At 69.6% G+C, this 14,998-nt stretch carries 14 protein-coding genes; 3 read left to right on the top strand and 11 right to left on the bottom strand.

The genetic code is table 11. The annotated features are described in order from the left end of the window. The first annotated feature begins 42 nt into the window (after positions 1–42). Together DMC61_RS24055 and glpK are read left to right on the top strand one after the other, a co-directional pair. Positions 43–798: an MIP/aquaporin family protein gene (locus tag DMC61_RS24055; protein ID WP_199750083.1), complete on the top strand. Its 756-nt coding sequence runs from the start codon at positions 43–45 to the stop codon at positions 796–798. 14 nt (positions 799–812) lie between these two features. Beyond that, a complete protein-coding gene (glpK, locus tag DMC61_RS24050) occupies positions 813–2,324 on the top strand; it encodes a glycerol kinase GlpK (RefSeq protein WP_037332341.1) in 1,512 nt (503 codons plus the stop codon). Between the two features lie 83 nt (positions 2,325–2,407). On the opposite strand, the gene DMC61_RS41205 is transcribed toward glpK, so the two are convergent. The 5 genes from DMC61_RS41205 to DMC61_RS24025 form a co-directional block, all read right to left on the bottom strand. Continuing rightward, entirely contained in the window at positions 2,408–2,992 is a 585-nt protein-coding gene (locus DMC61_RS41205) for a hypothetical protein (RefSeq protein ID WP_158634132.1), read from the bottom strand. Positions 2,993–3,004: 12 nt separating this feature from the next. After that, a complete protein-coding gene (locus tag DMC61_RS24040) occupies positions 3,005–3,547 on the bottom strand; it encodes a hypothetical protein (protein ID WP_125691393.1) in 543 nt (180 codons plus the stop codon). A 5-nt stretch (positions 3,548–3,552) separates the two neighbouring features. After that, positions 3,553–4,191, bottom strand: coding sequence for a class F sortase (locus DMC61_RS24035; RefSeq protein ID WP_125691391.1), 639 nt, complete (start codon positions 4,189–4,191; stop codon positions 3,553–3,555). A 153-nt stretch (positions 4,192–4,344) separates the two neighbouring features. Continuing rightward, on the bottom strand, positions 4,345–4,809 hold the full coding sequence (locus tag DMC61_RS24030; RefSeq protein WP_370456428.1) for a hypothetical protein: 465 nt from the start codon (positions 4,807–4,809) through the stop codon (positions 4,345–4,347). A gap of 80 nt (positions 4,810–4,889) precedes the next feature. Then, on the bottom strand, positions 4,890–6,293 hold the full coding sequence (locus DMC61_RS24025; protein WP_016331316.1) for an NAD(P)H-quinone dehydrogenase: 1,404 nt from the start codon (positions 6,291–6,293) through the stop codon (positions 4,890–4,892). Positions 6,294–6,420: 127 nt separating this feature from the next. Between DMC61_RS24025 and DMC61_RS24020 the strand changes: the two genes are divergently transcribed. Further along, complete coding sequence (locus tag DMC61_RS24020) at positions 6,421–6,873, top strand: gamma-glutamylcyclotransferase (RefSeq protein ID WP_179948472.1); 453 nt, start codon at positions 6,421–6,423, stop codon at positions 6,871–6,873. 63 nt (positions 6,874–6,936) lie between these two features. Here the strand turns inward: DMC61_RS24020 and DMC61_RS24015 are convergent, their stop codons facing one another. The 6 genes from DMC61_RS24015 to DMC61_RS23990 all read right to left on the bottom strand — a co-directional run bounded on the left by DMC61_RS24015 (position 6,937) and on the right by DMC61_RS23990 (position 14,962). Further along, positions 6,937–7,779, bottom strand: coding sequence for a DUF559 domain-containing protein (locus tag DMC61_RS24015; protein WP_125691739.1), 843 nt, complete (start codon positions 7,777–7,779; stop codon positions 6,937–6,939). A gap of 238 nt (positions 7,780–8,017) precedes the next feature. Further along, entirely contained in the window at positions 8,018–9,316 is a 1,299-nt protein-coding gene (locus DMC61_RS24010) for an amidohydrolase (RefSeq protein WP_125691389.1), read from the bottom strand. 238 nt (positions 9,317–9,554) lie between these two features. After that, positions 9,555–9,854, bottom strand: coding sequence for a hypothetical protein (locus DMC61_RS24005; RefSeq protein ID WP_125691387.1), 300 nt, complete (start codon positions 9,852–9,854; stop codon positions 9,555–9,557). 57 nt (positions 9,855–9,911) lie between these two features. Further along, positions 9,912–10,910 (bottom strand): methylmalonyl Co-A mutase-associated GTPase MeaB, encoded by a 999-nt coding sequence (gene meaB / locus DMC61_RS24000; RefSeq protein WP_016331311.1) that lies wholly within the window; start codon positions 10,908–10,910, stop codon positions 9,912–9,914. A 3-nt stretch (positions 10,911–10,913) separates the two neighbouring features. Continuing rightward, positions 10,914–13,082, bottom strand: coding sequence for a methylmalonyl-CoA mutase (gene scpA, locus DMC61_RS23995; protein ID WP_125691385.1), 2,169 nt, complete (start codon positions 13,080–13,082; stop codon positions 10,914–10,916). Next, positions 13,082–14,962: a methylmalonyl-CoA mutase family protein gene (locus tag DMC61_RS23990; protein WP_125691383.1), complete on the bottom strand. Its 1,881-nt coding sequence runs from the start codon at positions 14,960–14,962 to the stop codon at positions 13,082–13,084. The genes scpA and DMC61_RS23990 overlap by 1 nt, the downstream gene beginning before the upstream one ends. Positions 14,963–14,998: the final 36 nt, after the last annotated feature.

Genomic DNA, 14,998 nt, shown 5'->3' with positions numbered 1-14,998 from the left:
GTGTTCGACCCTGCGCGGAATGTCCAAAGTGGAGGTCAAGCGGTGAGTGTGGGAGCCATATTCGTCTGGGAGCTGCTGGGAACGGCGGTCCTGATCCTGTTGGGTAACGGCGTGGTCGCCAACCACGTGTTGCGGAAGAACAACGGCCACAACGGTGGCGTCGTGATGATCACCCTCGGGTGGGCGTTCGCGGTCTTCGCCGGCGCGAGCATCGCCGCGCCGAGCGGCGCGCACCTGAACCCCGCGGTGACGCTGGGCCTCGCCATCGCGGACAAGACGAAGTGGGCGGACGTCCCGATCTACTTCGCCGGGCAGATGGTCGGCGCGATCCTCGGCGCCGTGCTCTGCTGGGCCGCCTACAAGCTGCAGTTCGACGACCACCCGCAGCGCGACGAGACGCTCGGCATCTTCTCGACCGCTCCGCAGATCCCGAACAAGGCGTGGAACCTCGTCACCGAGATCATCGGCACCTTCGTGCTGGTCGCGTGGATCCTGCTCAGCCCGGTGTACGCCAACGCCACGGCCGAGGGCGGCACGCCGAACTTCGGCAACTCCGCGCTCGGCTACGCGGGTGTGGCGTTCGTCGTGCTGGTCATCGGCCAGTCCCTCGGTGGCCCGACCGGGTACGCCATCAACCCGGCCCGGGACCTCGGCCCGCGCATCGCCTACGCGTTCCTGCTGCCCATCAAGAACAAGGCCAACCCGAACTGGGGCTACTCCTGGATCCCGGTCGCCGGCCCGCTGGTCGGCGGTGCCCTGGCCGCCCTGCTCTTCCTCGCCGTCCACAACATCACCTGAGACTGGAGTTCTAGATGACTTCGTACGTAGCCGCGATCGACCAGGGCACCACGTCGACCCGCTGCATGATCTTCGACCACTCCGGCCGGGTGGTCGCCGTGGACCAGCGGGAACACGAGCAGATCTTCCCGAAGGCGGGCTGGGTCGAGCACAACGCCGAAGAGATCTGGGAGAACACGCGGGCCGTCGCCGCGGGCGCGCTCGCCAAGGGCGACCTGGTCGCGAGCGACATCGTCGCCGTCGGCATCACCAACCAGCGCGAGACCACGCTGGTCTGGGACCGCACCACCGGCAAGCCGGTGTACAACGCGATCGTGTGGCAGGACACCCGCACCGACAAGATCGTCGCCGACCTCGGCGCGCTCGGCGGCGGGCAGGAGCGCTACCGCGCGAAGGTGGGCCTGCCGCTGGCGACCTACTTCTCCGGGCCGAAGATCAAGTGGATCCTCGACAACGTTGACGGCGCCCGCGCCAAGGCCGAGGCCGGGGACCTGATCTTCGGCAACATGGACACCTGGGTGCTGTGGAACATGACCGGCGGGGTCGACGGCGGCGTGCACGTCACCGACCCGACCAACGCGTCGCGGACCATGCTGATGGACCTCGACACGCTCGCCTGGGACGCCGAGATCGCCGAGGAGATGACGATCCCGCTGTCGATGCTCCCGGAGATCCGGTCGTCTTCGGAGACCTACGGCAAGGTCCGGGAGAAGGGCGCGCTGGCCGGGGTCCCGATCTCGGGCATCCTGGGCGACCAGCAGGCGGCGACCTTCGGGCAGGCGTGCCTGTCGCCGGGTGAAGCGAAGAACACCTACGGCACCGGCAACTTCATGCTGCTCAACACCGGCACCGAGAAGGTCATGTCGGACAACGGGCTGCTCACCACGGTCTGCTACAAGATCGGCTCGAACGACACGGTGTACGCGCTCGAAGGCTCGATCGCGGTCACCGGTTCGCTCGTGCAGTGGCTGCGGGACAACCTCGGCCTGATCGGCTCCGCGGCCGAGGTCGAGCAGCACGCCCGGACCGTCGAGGACAACGGTGGCGCGTACTTCGTGCCGGCGTTCTCGGGCCTCTTCGCGCCGTACTGGCGCTCCGACGCCCGCGGCGCGATCGTCGGCCTGACCCGGTTCGTCAACAAGGGGCATATCGCGCGGGCGGTCCTGGAGGCGACGGCGTTCCAGTCGCGCGAGGTCATCGACGCGATGAACGCCGATTCCGGTGTCCCGCTGAAGTCGCTGAAGGTCGACGGCGGCATGGTCGTCAACGAGCTGCTCATGCAGTTCCAGGCCGACATCCTCGGTGTGCCGGTGATCCGGCCGGTGGTCAACGAGACCACCGCGCTCGGCGCGGCCTACGCGGCCGGTCTCGCGGTGGGCTTCTGGAAGAGCGAGGACGACATCCGCAACAACTGGGCGCAGGACAAGCAGTGGGACCCGTCGATGGACGAGACCCGCCGTGAGTCGGAGTACCGGAACTGGAAGAAGGCGGTCACGAAGACCTTCGACTGGGTCGACGAAGACTGACCTGCGGTTTCGCGCGTGAAGGCCCCCTTCCCTCGGCTGAGCCGAGGGAAGGGGGCCTTCACGCGCTTGGCGCATTCAGAGGACTAAATGCCGCCGCCGGTTTGCGGGGCACCGGCGGGCTTGACCTTCACCTGCGGCGTCTTGCCCGGCGTGCCGCACGGTTTCGTCGCCGCGGCCGGGACGACCCGCGCCGAGCTCGACGACGGCGCGCTGCTGCTCGACGGCGGTTCACTACTCGACGGCGGACGGCTGCTGGACGGGGGCTTGCTGCTCAACGGCGGCTCGGTGGGCGTGGTCGTCGTCGGCGGCGGGCAGACGATCTCGAACTCGACGGTCGCCGTCCCACTCGCGGCGGGCAGGTTCGGCCCGCCGTCACACCGGAAACTCGCCTTGAACTTGCCGGTCCTCCCCGCGGCCTTCCCGTGCCCGTCGGATGTCGCGCCGGACTGGGCTGAGAGCGTGACCGGACCGGTCAGGCCCGGCGACGTCACGGCGGTGCGCGTGCCGTGACAACTGGCGGTGAAGTGCAGCGCCTGCCCCGGCGCGACCTTCGTGGGGCTGACCGACAGTTTCGGCGGCGGCGCGGTGGCCGACGCCGGAGGAGCGAGGAGCACTCCCGCCGTCATCGCGAGCAGACCGGCGCCCGCGACGATTCCCTTCATTCCCATGGTTTTTCTCCCTCACTGCGAGCCCTCGCAGTGAGAACACCATCGGGAAAGGGAATCGGTTGCCCCGGTTTGCGGCGCGCCCACCGGAATCTTCGAAACTTGACGGCCCGAAGCCGGTTTCGCCGGCGGAGCAGGCTTCGGCAGCACAGTCGGCTTCGGCGACGGCGGCTTACTGGACGAGGTCGGCGTCTTGTCCGGCACGACCTCGAGATTGGCCGTGATCGTCGTGGTCTTGCAGATCGCCGTGATCGCGTAGAAGGCCGGCCGCGCCCCGGCGTCGATATGCGCGACGGCCCCCTGGATCACCGGGACCTCGTTGGTCACCGTGAATTCGCCGATGCGATCGAGCACCTTCGACTTCACCTCACCCAGTTCGCCGACCGGGCAACCGACCGACACCAGGATCTCCTCCCCCGCGACCGACTGCCGGGGCGAGAGCCCGAGGAACGGGTACGGATCCGCCTTCCGGCTCGTGGACGGGGCGTCCTGCGCGTACGCGACGGCCGGGGCGACCAGCGCGACTCCGAACGCCAGCACCAAGGCGGACCTGATCATGGAACTCACCTCGCGATCAACCGGGCGAAAACGATGATGTTGTCGAGATAGTTGCGCGACGCCTTGTCGAAGACCCCGCCGCAGGTGATGAGCCGCAGTTCCGGTTCCGTGGTGTCGCCGTAGACGGCGTCGGTCGGGAACTTGTCCTTCGCCACCCGCTCGACCTTCGTGACCGCGAACTCGGCCGTCGTGCCGTCCTTACGGGCGACCGAGACCTGGTCACCGGGCGCGAGTTCCTTCAGGCGGAAGAAAATGCCCTTCTGCTTGTTCCCGTCGACGTGCCCGAGGATCACCGACGGCCCGACCTCCCCCGGCGTCGGACCGTGCACGTACCAGCCCGCCTGCAACGGCTGGGTCACCGGCGGCACCTCGATGGTGTTGTCCGCGTTGAGTCCGAGCGGGATCAGGCTGGACTTCGCGTCGATCTTCGGCACGTCGATCGACACCGGATCGGCCTTCGCCATCCCGGCGGCCGGTTCGGCCTGCGGCTCGCTGCTCGGCGCCACCGGCACCTCTGTCCGCTCCGCGCTCGCCGGGGGCGCGGCCTGGCCGGTCTCCCGCGGCCCGGACAGGACGACCGCCAGCGTCGCCAGGACGGCCAGCAGGGCGGCCGCGAGCACCAGCGGCACCTGTCTCGCTTTCATGTCCACCTCCCGAGGCGCGCCGAACCGGCCCCGGCCCCCAGACCGGGACCGGCTCGGCGTTCACCCCCACGCCTGGCAAACGCCGCACGCGGCCGGTCGGTTGCCCGCCCTGGTCACGAAATGATCGCGATCGCCGGTGCGGGCGGAAGGAAATTAGGACGCCAGGCTGCCGTCACCGGCGCGAGCGCCACCGGAAGGCACCGCGCTCACCTGCCGGGGCGGAACGGAAAACGTTGCCGTATAAGACTTTCCGTTGCAGTTGACGGTCAGCGGGTAGCTGCCGGGCGCCGTGCCCGCCTTGAGTTCGACGTCGGCGCTGACATTCGCCGGGACCCCGATGAGCGGGCCGTAGTCGTACTTCCCGACGGTCAGCACCGGCGAAGAGAACGTCGTCGACGTCGGCGCCTTCATGCCGCCACCGCCGGGGCACTGCGCCAGCGCCACGTTGGCTTCGCCGTGCACGTACTTGTTGACGAGCCCGAGTTCGTAAGCCGTGTCGTCGTTGAGCTGGACGGTGACACCGGGATCCGGCTGGGCTTGCTGAGCGAAGCCGGTCGCCGGCCCCGCCAGCACCGCCGCACCGATCGCCACCACTCCGGCGAGCACCCTGCGAATCACGAAAAACCCCTAGCTGTCAACGAAACACCGACACGCGCTAGACGCGGGCACCCCCGCGAAGGTTGCTCGTCCGACGGAGATCAGTCCAAGTCGTCGTGCCGCATCAGCTGACGGCCCGCCTCGGTGATCGACCCCGACAGCGACGGGTACACCGAAAATGTCAGTGCCAGATGTTCCACTGTGAGCTGGTTCTGGACGGCGAGCGCGATGGGAAGGATGAGTTCGCTCGCCGTCGGCGCCACGACCACCCCACCGACGACCACGCCGGTGGCGGGGCGGCAGAACAGCTTCACGAAACCGCGTCGCAGGCCTTCCATCTTCGCGCGGGCGTTCGTCGCGAGCGGGAGCATGATGGTGCGGGCGGGCACCTCACCCGAGTCGATCGCCTGCTGGCTGATGCCGACGGTCGCGATCTCGGGGTGGGTGAACACGTTGGCGGCGACGGTCTTGAGCTTGATCGGCGCGACACCCTCGCCGAGCGCGTGCCACATCGCGATGCGGCCCTGCATGCTGGCCACGGAGGCGAGCATGAGCACCCCGGTGCAGTCGCCGGCGGCGTAGATACCGGGCGCGCTGGTGCGGGAAACGCGGTCGACGCCGATGAAGCCGCCGGGGCCGGGCTCGATGCCGACCTTCTCCAGGCCGATGTCGGTGGTGTTGGGCACCGAACCGACGGTCATCAGCGCGTGGCTGGCTTCGATCACGCGGCCGTCGGAGAGGTGGATCTCGACGCCCTTTTCGGTGCGCTCGACCTTGTCGGCGCGGGCCTGCTTGACGACCGTGGTGCCGCGCTGGGAGAAGACCTCTTCGAGCACGGCGGCGGCGTCGGCGTCCTCGTGCGGGAGCACGCGGTCGCGGCTGGACACGACGGTGACCTTGACGCCCATCTCGGTGTAGGCCGAGGCGAACTCGGCACCGGTGACACCCGAACCGATGACGGCCAGGTGCTCGGGCAGTTCGCGCAGGTCGTAGAGCTGACGCCAGTCGAGGATGCGCTCGCCGTCCGGCACGGCGCCGGGCAGCACCCGCGGCGTGGCGCCGGTCGAGATGAGGACGACGTCGGCGTCGAGCACCTCGGTCGAGCCGTCGGGGGCGGTGACGGCGACCTTGTGCGTGGCGAGCCCGGCCTCTTCGTCGTCGAAGCGGGCCTGGCCGATGACCACGCGGACGCCCTCGCGCTGGACGCGGGCGCGGATGTCGGCGGACTGCGCGAGCGCGAGGCCCTTCACGCGGCCGTGGACGGTCGGCAGGTCGACGCTGGTGTCGGCCATGTCGGTGTTGATGCCGAGCTCGCGCAGGTCGTGCATGTTCGCGAGCGCGCCGGAGGAGGCGATGAACGTCTTCGACGGGACGCAGTCGTAGAGCACGCACGCGCCGCCGAGGCCGTCCCGTTCGACGATGGTGACGTCGGCTCCGTGCTGGGCCGCGACCAGTGCCGCTTCGTAACCGGCGGGGCCTCCGCCCATGATCACGATCTTGGTCACTGGTCTCCTCCTCGCACCGGTGTCTGTGACTGCGTTTACCGTACGCGGGCGACCGTTGGGCGGATTGAGTGGCCGGACACGGCATGTGCGTCCAGCCGGGTGACCGGTAGGTCGCTAGGCTGTGGCCGTGCCGTTGTATGCCGCGTATGGATCCAATATGGAGCCCGCCCAGATGCTGGAGCGCGCTCCGCACTCGCCCATGGCCGGCACCGGCTGGCTGGAAGGCTGGAGGCTGACCTTCGGCGGCGAGGACCTCGGCTGGGAAGGCGCGCTGGCGACCATCGTCGAAGACCCGGGCTCCCGGGTCTTCGTGGTGTTGTACGACGTCACCTCGCTGGACGAGCCCAATCTCGACCGCTGGGAAGGCGGCGAGCTGGGCATCCACTCCAAGATCCGGCTCCGCGTGCAGACCATGGACGGCTCCGTGCTGGCGTGGCTGTACGTCCTGGACGCCTACGAGGGCGGTCTCCCGTCCGCGCGCTACCTCGGCGTACTGGCCGACGCGGCCGAGGCCGCCGGCGCCCCCGCCGACTACGTCGACGCCCTCCGCACCCGCCCGTGCCAAGGCATCTCCGGCTGATCACGCGAGTTCCGCCCCCAATCACGCGAGTCACGCCCCCAATCACGTGAGTTCCGGCTCCAATCACGCGAGTCGCGCCGTGCGACGCGCGAAGGCGCCCCGCAACTCCGCCAGCAACCGTCGCGGATCCCGCAGATCAGCCGCCGTCGCACGAACCGTGATCCATCCGCGCGCCGCCATCCGGGCGTCCCGTTCCGCGTCGTACTCCTGCCTGCCCTCGTGAGCGGCGTAGCCGTCGTACTCCAGGGCGATACGCAGCTCAGGCCACGCGAGGTCGAGGACGTAGAGCTTCCGCCCGTCGATGGTGCCGATCTCGTACTGGGCGACCGGGACCGGCAGCCCGGCCTCCACGACGATCAAGCGAAGAATGCTCTCCGACGGCGATTCGGCCTCGCCCGTCGCGAGCGCGAGCAGCATCTGCGCCCTGTGGATACCTCGCCGGTCGCGACGGTCGAGAAGGCGATCCCGGACGTTGGTGTGCAGGACCGCCCGATGGTCCGGCGCGAGGTTGTGCATGGCCTCGTCGAGAGCGGCGAACGCTGTTCGCTCGTCGCCGTCGCAGAGGTGATCGGCCAGCGCGCGATCCAACGAGAACACGGGAAGTTCGTCCAGTTCGACGATATCGGACGGGTGAAATTCCGCCCTGTGCACCACGAGCCCCGACCTCGATCCGACCCGTCTCGAGTACGGGACGGTCAGGTGGACCGTGGTGCCTTCCACCGCCGAAATCCCATGCAGGGCAAGAGAAGTGACACCGGATAGCACGGCGGGCGGCCCGACGGAAAGCAGTGCCGCCTGCGCCAGGGTCGGCAGCTTGAGCAGATCCGCGGCGTGGACGACGACGCCTCGCCACGGCTGTGCCAGCGCACCGCGCGCCAAGCCTTCGAGGACGGCTCTCCGCCCCAAGATCCGGTCGGCCTCACTACGCGAGACCACCCCATGACGTCCTCCCCAGTTGATCACGTCTTCGAGGATCGAAGATCGGATCGGCCTTGGGAAGACCGGTTTTCCCGGGCTGTGGATAACTCGCCCGGACTGTGGATAACCCTGTGCGCGGATGTCCGGACCCGTTAGGGCGAACATCCGTGCACAGGGGCGGAACTCGCGTGATTGAAGACGGAACTCGCGTGACTGGGGGCGGAACTCAGGCCAGGGTGGCCAGGGCGGTGTGCACCAGGGTGCGGACACCGCACAGGAGCGAACGCTCGTCGAGGGTGAAGGTCGGGCGATGGATATCGGCCATCGGGCCTTCACCGGACCACACGCCGAGGCGAGCGAAGGCGCCCTGGACGTGCTCCAGGTACCACCCGAAGTCCTCGCCGCCGGACGACTGCTCGGTCCCGGCCACGACGGTCTCGCCCAGCGCGGCCTCGACGCCGGCCCGCATCAGCGCGTGCGACTCCGGATCGGAGACGACCGGCGGCACACCGCGGCGGTAGTCGAGGGAGAACCCGACCCCGGTCGGCGCGAGCAGCGACTCCACCGAAGCCGCGACGAGCGGCTCCAGCATCGTCCAGACCTCGTGGTCCGCGGTGCGCAGCGTGCCGCGCAGCACCCCGTCCTGCGGGACGGCGTTGGCGGCCTGGCCGGCGTGCACCGCGCCCCAGACCAGCACGGTCCCGGATCGCGGGTCGACGCGCCGCGAAAGGACCGCGGGCAGCGACGTGATCACGGTGCCGAGCGCGTGCACCAGGTCCGCGGTCAGATGCGGCCGCGAGGTGTGCCCACCCGGCGACGTGAGCCGCAGCTCGATGAGGTCGGCGGCGGAGGTCAGCGCGCCGACGCGCAGCCCGACCTTGCCGACCTCGAGCCGCGGGTCGCAGTGCAGCCCGTAGATCCGCTCGACGCCTTCCATCGCGCCGGCGGCGATCATGTCCAGCGCGCCGCCGGGCATGACCTCCTCGGCGGGCTGGAAGATCAGCCGTACGCGGCCCGGCAGCTCCGGCGCGCCCGCCAGCGCCCGGGCGGCGCCCAGGAGGATCGCCGTGTGCGCGTCGTGCCCGCACATGTGCGCGGCGCCGTCGGTCTTGGAGGCGTACGGGAGCCCGGTGGCCTCGGTCAGCGGCAGGGCGTCCATGTCGGCGCGCAGCGCGACGCAGCGGTCGCCGCTGCCGATGTCGCAGACCACGCCGGTGCCCGAGGGCAGCACCCATGGCTTGAGCCCCACCGAGCGGAGCAGGGACATGACCAGTTCGGTCGTGGCGAACTCGTGGCGGGAGAGCTCCGGGTGCGCGTGGATACGACGACGCCACGCGACGACGTCGGTGGCGTTCGCGCGGAGCCAGTCGTCGAGCCAGAAGGGGCCACGCCCGGCACCCAGATCATGCACAGGTGCCATGCTGACGCCGGCCTCGGAGATCAGCGCGGTGGGCGCCTCTATAGGGGCAACGACGCGACCCTCGGGGTCGCCTGGAATGTCCGGACGTGAATCGAGCACCGTCACGCCGCACCTCCTCCCGCAACACAGTCACCTTCGTCTACCACCGTACGAGTGGTCGCTGAAGGCACGCTGGGTGCCGTTCGATCTGTGATACGCATTTGCGATAGATCGTGCACCATGCAGATGACAAGCCGCTCGTCGAGTGATCGAGCCGGAGATGGCCGGTAGTGGATCTGCGATGAACGGCTGCGAGAGTTCGGCCCGGGCTAAGCGGAGAGTCCTTCTACTTACGGGTAGCGGTTCAGGACTTCTTTTTCTTGGAACGGGAGCGACGCCCGAGGATCACCAAGCCGAGCAGGATCGCCGCGGCGATACCCGCGATGACCTTGTTCTTGGTCTCCTGGCTGTTGGCCTTGTCGGTCTCGGCGGGGTCGAGCACCGGCCCCGGAGGCGCCTGTCCGAGCACCTCGTGCACCGCCGCTGCCTGCATGATCACCGGCGCGGGCGCCTGGATCTCAACGGCCTGCGCGGCGGGCGCGCAGACGACCAGCCCGGCGAAGACGAGCCCGGCAAGCTGCCCGAGACGAGACCTTTTCGGCATGACTCCCTTTCGACGGCGTGGCGCGAACCCGATTCTGCACTCTGCCGGGTCCCGGCGTCAGCCGCCACGCGGAGGACCGGAGAACGCCTCCAGAATCCGTTGCGCGGCCAGCGTCGGGGTCAGCTCACCGTCCCGGACCGCCCGTTCGACGTCCGGAACGACCGCTCGCACGTCCGGATGCGCCGCCAGCCGTCCGAGCAACTGCTCGCGGACCATCGCCCAGGTCCACTCCACCTGCTGCCGCCGTCGCCGCTCGTCCAGTTCACCCGAAGCGGTCAGCACGTCGCGGTGGCGGCCGATTTCGGCCCAGACCTCGTCGAGCCCGACATCGGTGAGCGCGCTGCAGGTCAGCACCGGGGGCGTCCACTCGGCGTCCCGGCCGTAGATCATCCGCAGCGCGCCCGCCAGTTCGCGCGCCGCGCGTTTCGCGTCGCGTTCGTGGTCGCCGTCGGCCTTGTTGACCGCGATGACGTCCGCCAGTTCGAGGACGCCCTTCTTGATCCCCTGCAGCTGGTCGCCGGTGCGGGCCAGGGTGAGGAACAGGAAGCAGTCGACCATGTTCGCCACGGTCACCTCGGACTGCCCGACACCGACGGTCTCGACCAGCACGATGTCGTACCCGGCCGCTTCCATCAGCACGATCGTCTCGCGGGTCGCCCTCGCGACACCGCCGAGCGTGCCCGAAGTCGGCGAAGGGCGGATGAACGCCTTCGGGTCCACCGCGAGCCGCGCCATCCGGGTCTTGTCGCCCAGGATCGAGCCGCCGGTCCGCGTCGACGACGGGTCGACGGCCAGCACGGCGACCTTGTGCCCGGCCCCGGTCAGATCCGTGCCGAGCTGGTCGATGAAGGTCGACTTGCCGACACCGGGGACGCCGGTGATGCCGACGCGCCGCGCCCCGCCCGCGTGCGGGAGCAGCTCGACCAGCAGCTCCTGCGCCTGCGCCCGGTGATCGTCCCGATTGGACTCGACGAGTGTGATCGCCCGCGACAGCAGGCCGCGGTCACCCGCGAGGACGCCTTTGGCCAGCGCCCCGACGTCGATCTTGCGCGGCAAGGTTCAGGACTCCTGGGCGGTCAGCTGTCCGATGAGGTCGATCGCCGCTTCGGCGATCACCGTGCCGGGGCCGAAGATCGCCGCCGCGCCCGCCGCGCGCAGTTCCTCGTAGTCCTGCGGCGGGATGACGCCGCCGACCACGACGATGATGTCCTCGCGGCCCTGCTCGGCGAGTTCGGCGCGCAGCGCGGGCACCAGCGAGAGGTGCCCGGCGGCCAGCGACGAAACGCCGATCACGTGCACGTCCGCCTCGATCGCCTGCCGCGCGACCTCGCCGGGTGTGGAGAACAGCGGGCCGACGTCGACGTCGAAACCGATGTCGGCGAAGCCGGTCGCGATCACCTTCTGGCCGCGGTCGTGGCCGTCCTGGCCCATCTTCGCGACCAGGATCCGGGGGCGGCGGCCCTCCTCCTCAGCGAACTTCTCGACCAGCTCGCGCGCCTGCTCGACGTTCTCGGTCTTGCCGACCTCCTCGCGGTACACACCGGAGATGGTACGAATCTGGCCGGAGTGGCGCCCCCAGATCTTCTCCAGCGAGTCGGAGATCTCGCCGACGGTGGCCTTCGCCCGCGCGGCGTCGATGGCGAGCGCGAGCAGGTTGCCGTCGGACTCGGCGCCCGCGGTGAGCCGCCGCAGCGCGTCCTGAGTGGCGTCCTCGTCGCGCTCTTCACGCAGCCGCCGCAGTTTCTCCAGCTGCTGCGCGCGCACGCCCGCGTTGTCGACCTTGAGCACGTCGATCTGCTCGTCGTCGGTGACCTGGTACTTGTTGACGCCGATCACCGGCTGGCGGCCCGAGTCGATCCGCGCCTGCGTCCGCGCCGCGGCCTCCTCGATGCGCAGCTTGGGAATGCCGGCGTCGATCGCCTTGGCCATCCCGCCCGCCTGCTCGACCTCGGTGATGTGCCCCCATGCCTTGCGCGCGAGGTCGTAGGTCAGCTTCTCGACGAACGCGCTGCCGCCCCACGGGTCGATCACGCGGGTGGTGCCGGACTCCTGCTGCAGCAACAACTGCGTGTTCCGCGCGATGCGGGCGGAGAAATCGGTCGGCAGCGCCAGCGCCTCGTCGAGGGCGTTGGTGTGCAGCGACTGCGTGTGGCCCTGGGTCGCCGCCATCGCCTCGACGCAGGTGCGGACGACGTTGTTGTAGACGTCCTGCGCGGTCAGCGACCAGCCGGAGGTCTGCGAATGCGTCCTCAACGACAGGGACTTCGACGACTTGGGCTCGAAGCCCTTCACCAGCTTCGCCCACAGAAGGCGCGCCGCGCGGAGTTTCGCGACCTCCATGAAGAAGTTCATCCCGATCGCCCAGAAGAAGGACAGGCGCGGCGCGAACTTGTCGACGTCCAGCCCGGCCTCGACCCCGGCGCGGATGTACTCGACGCCGTCCGCGAGCGTGTACGCCAGCTCCAGGTCGGCGGTCGCCCCGGCTTCCTGCATGTGGTAGCCGGAGATGGAGATCGAGTTGTACTTCGGCATGTTCCGCGACGTGAACGAGAAGATGTCCGAAATGATCCGCATCGACGGCTGCGGCGGGTAGATGTAGGTGTTGCGGACCATGAACTCCTTGAGGATGTCGTTCTGGATGGTCCCGGCCAGTTTGTCCGGCGTGACACCCTGCTCCTCTGCCGCGACGACGTACAGCGCGAGCACCGGCAGGACGGCGCCGTTCATGGTCATCGAAACGCTCATCTTGTCGAGCGGGATGCCGTCGAAGAGCTGGCGCATGTCGTAGATCGAGTCGATCGCGACGCCCGCCATGCCGACGTCACCGGCGACGCGCGGGTGGTCGGAGTCGTAGCCGCGGTGCGTCGCGAGGTCGAAGGCGACCGAGAGGCCCTTCTGCCCGGCGGCGAGGTTGCGGCGGTAGAAGGCGTTCGACTCCTCGGCGGTGGAGAAACCCGCGTACTGGCGGATGGTCCACGGCTGGTTGACGTACATCGTCGGGTACGGGCCGCGCAGATACGGCGCGACACCGGGATACGTGCCGAGGAAGTCCACTCCGGACAGATCGTCGGCGGTGTACACCGGCTTGACCCCGATGCCCTCCGGCGTCTCCCAGGCGAGCGCGTCGGGGCCCTTGCCGGTGGCGGCGTGCAGTGCTTCGGTCCACTGAGGACGGTCGGCCGGTTCGGGCGAGCCGAGGTCGATTCCGGCGAAGTTCGGGATGGTCATCACTGCACTCCGAGCTCGTTCAACGTGCCGGTCAGGATTTCCAGGGCGTCGCAGCCCGTGAAGAGGTAGCCCGTGACGTCCGGATGGTCACCGGGTTTCCCGGCGAGGAGCACGGACGTCGCGCCCGCTTCCTTCAACGCCTTCGCGACGCTGTCCGCTTCTTCGGCGTAGGAAGTGTTGCTCCCGCAGATGCAGGCGATCTTCGTTCCGCTGGCCCGGAATTCCGCGACGACGTCCTCGGGCGCGCCGGGGTTCACGGCCTCGATCCCGCCCGCCTGGAACAGGTTCGCCGCGAAACTCGCCCGCGCGGTGTGCGCCGCGACCGGGCCGAGCGTGGCGAGGAAGACGCGAGGACGGCTGGGATGCGCGTCCGCCCGGTCTCGCAGCGCCTCGAAGGCCTCGGCGTACCGGTAGCGCGGCAGGCCGCCGCCCGCCACGTCGTCCATGGCGTCGCGGACGACCGCTTTCTCCGTCAGGTTGGGGAATTCGCTGACGCCGGTGATCGGATCACGCCGGGTCGCGAGCCGCTTCGACCGCTTCTCCCAGGTCTCGGCGAGCCGTCCGGCGAGCGCTCCGGACGCCAGTTCCGCCTCGATCCCGCCCGCCGCCTCGATGGCGGTGAATTCGCGCCACGCGGCCTTGGCCAGCTCGTCGGTGAGGTTCTCGACGTACCAGGAGCCGCCGGCCGGGTCGATGACACCGGCCAGTTTGGACTCCTCCAGCAGCACGGCGTGCGTGTTGCGCGCGATCCGCGCGGAGAACGCGTCCGGCTGGCCGATCGCGGCGTCGAACGGGAGCACGGTGATCGCGTCCGCGCCGCCGACCCCGGCGCCGAAACAGGCGAGCGTGGTCCGCAGCATGTTCACCCACGGGTCGCGCTGGGTCAGCATCGCGGGCGAGGTGACCGCGTGCTGCCGCATGCCGGCGCCCTTGCCGGCCGAGACCCCGGAGACCTCGGTGACCCGGGCCCACAGCCGCCGCGCGGCGCGGAACTTGGCGATCGTGAGGAACTGGTCGGCGGTGGCGGCGAGCCGGAATTCGAGCTGGCCCGCGGCGGTGTCGACGTCCAGCCCCGCTTCGGTGAGCGCCCGCAGATACGCGACGCCCGCGGCGATGGCCGCGCCGAGTTCCTGCGCGTCCGAGCCGCCCGCCTCGTGGAACGGGAGGCCGTCGGCGACGATCGTCCGCACCTTCGGGTGGCTGGAAGCGACGCGCGCGGCCAATTCCGCGGCAGGAGCGAGCGGATGCGTCGTGCCGGTGCGCGCGGTCAAGCCGATCGGGTCGGCACCCAAGGTCGCGGTGACCGCGCTCGCCGGGATCTCGCGCTCGGCGAAGAGCGTGAACAACTCGTTCGCGGCGGCTTCGTACTCTTCGCCCGCGTCGAGCGTGACGGGTGCGAGGTCGACGTACACCTCGTTCAGCGCGTCGCCCAGATCGGCGACGGGGATCCCGGTCGCGCCGGCGCGCAGCCAGATCGAGCTGACGCCGCCTTCGAGGTCGGCGAGGATCGCGGCGTTGGTGGCCTTGGCGTCGCGGCGCGCGTACCGGGCGCGGACGTCCCAGCCGGTCGTCACCGCGCCTTCTGGCCGGGCGCTTCGCACGAACGGCGGAAGGCCGGGGAAACCAGTCCCCTCGACCGTGTCTTCGGCGGTGTAGAGCGGCTGGATCTCCAGGCCGTCGTACGTCCGCGTGATCAGCTTGCTTTCGGGCAGGCCGTCGAAGGACTCGTCGATGGCGCCGCTCTTGCGCAGCACGCCGGCGACCAGCTCACGCCACTGTTCCCGGCTCGCTTCCGGGAACTCCGCCGCGAGTTCCAGCTCTCCGGGCGCGTCGGGCTCGCCGGGGGTCGGCACTGACTCCGTTTCGGCCACTTCCGTCATAGCCAACGATGCTAACGGCCCTCAAGTGGCACCACC

It is taken from the genome of Amycolatopsis sp. WAC 04169, assembly GCF_003947535.1.
Classification (GTDB): domain Bacteria; phylum Actinomycetota; class Actinomycetes; order Mycobacteriales; family Pseudonocardiaceae; genus Amycolatopsis; species Amycolatopsis keratiniphila.
The sequence above is the reverse complement of the archived record's forward strand: the minus strand, read 5'-3'. Positions and strand labels throughout refer to the sequence as shown.

Bases quoted from the DNA above. Each gene is read 5' to 3' on its own strand.
- DMC61_RS24005 (WP_125691387.1), bottom strand. From the start codon at position 9,854: ATGCCGAAAAGGTCTCGTCTCGGGCAGCTTGCCGGGCTCGTCTTCGCC.
- DMC61_RS23990 (WP_125691383.1), bottom strand. From the start codon at position 14,962: ATGACGGAAGTGGCCGAAACGGAGTCAGTGCCGACCCCCGGCGAGCCC.
- DMC61_RS24035 (WP_125691391.1), bottom strand. From the start codon at position 4,191: ATGAAAGCGAGACAGGTGCCGCTGGTGCTCGCGGCCGCCCTGCTGGCC.
- scpA (WP_125691385.1), bottom strand. From the start codon at position 13,082: ATGACCATCCCGAACTTCGCCGGAATCGACCTCGGCTCGCCCGAACCG.
- DMC61_RS24040 (WP_125691393.1), bottom strand. From the start codon at position 3,547: ATGATCAGGTCCGCCTTGGTGCTGGCGTTCGGAGTCGCGCTGGTCGCC.
- DMC61_RS41205 (WP_158634132.1), bottom strand. From the start codon at position 2,992: ATGGGAATGAAGGGAATCGTCGCGGGCGCCGGTCTGCTCGCGATGACG.
- glpK (WP_037332341.1), top strand. From the start codon at position 813: ATGACTTCGTACGTAGCCGCGATCGACCAGGGCACCACGTCGACCCGC.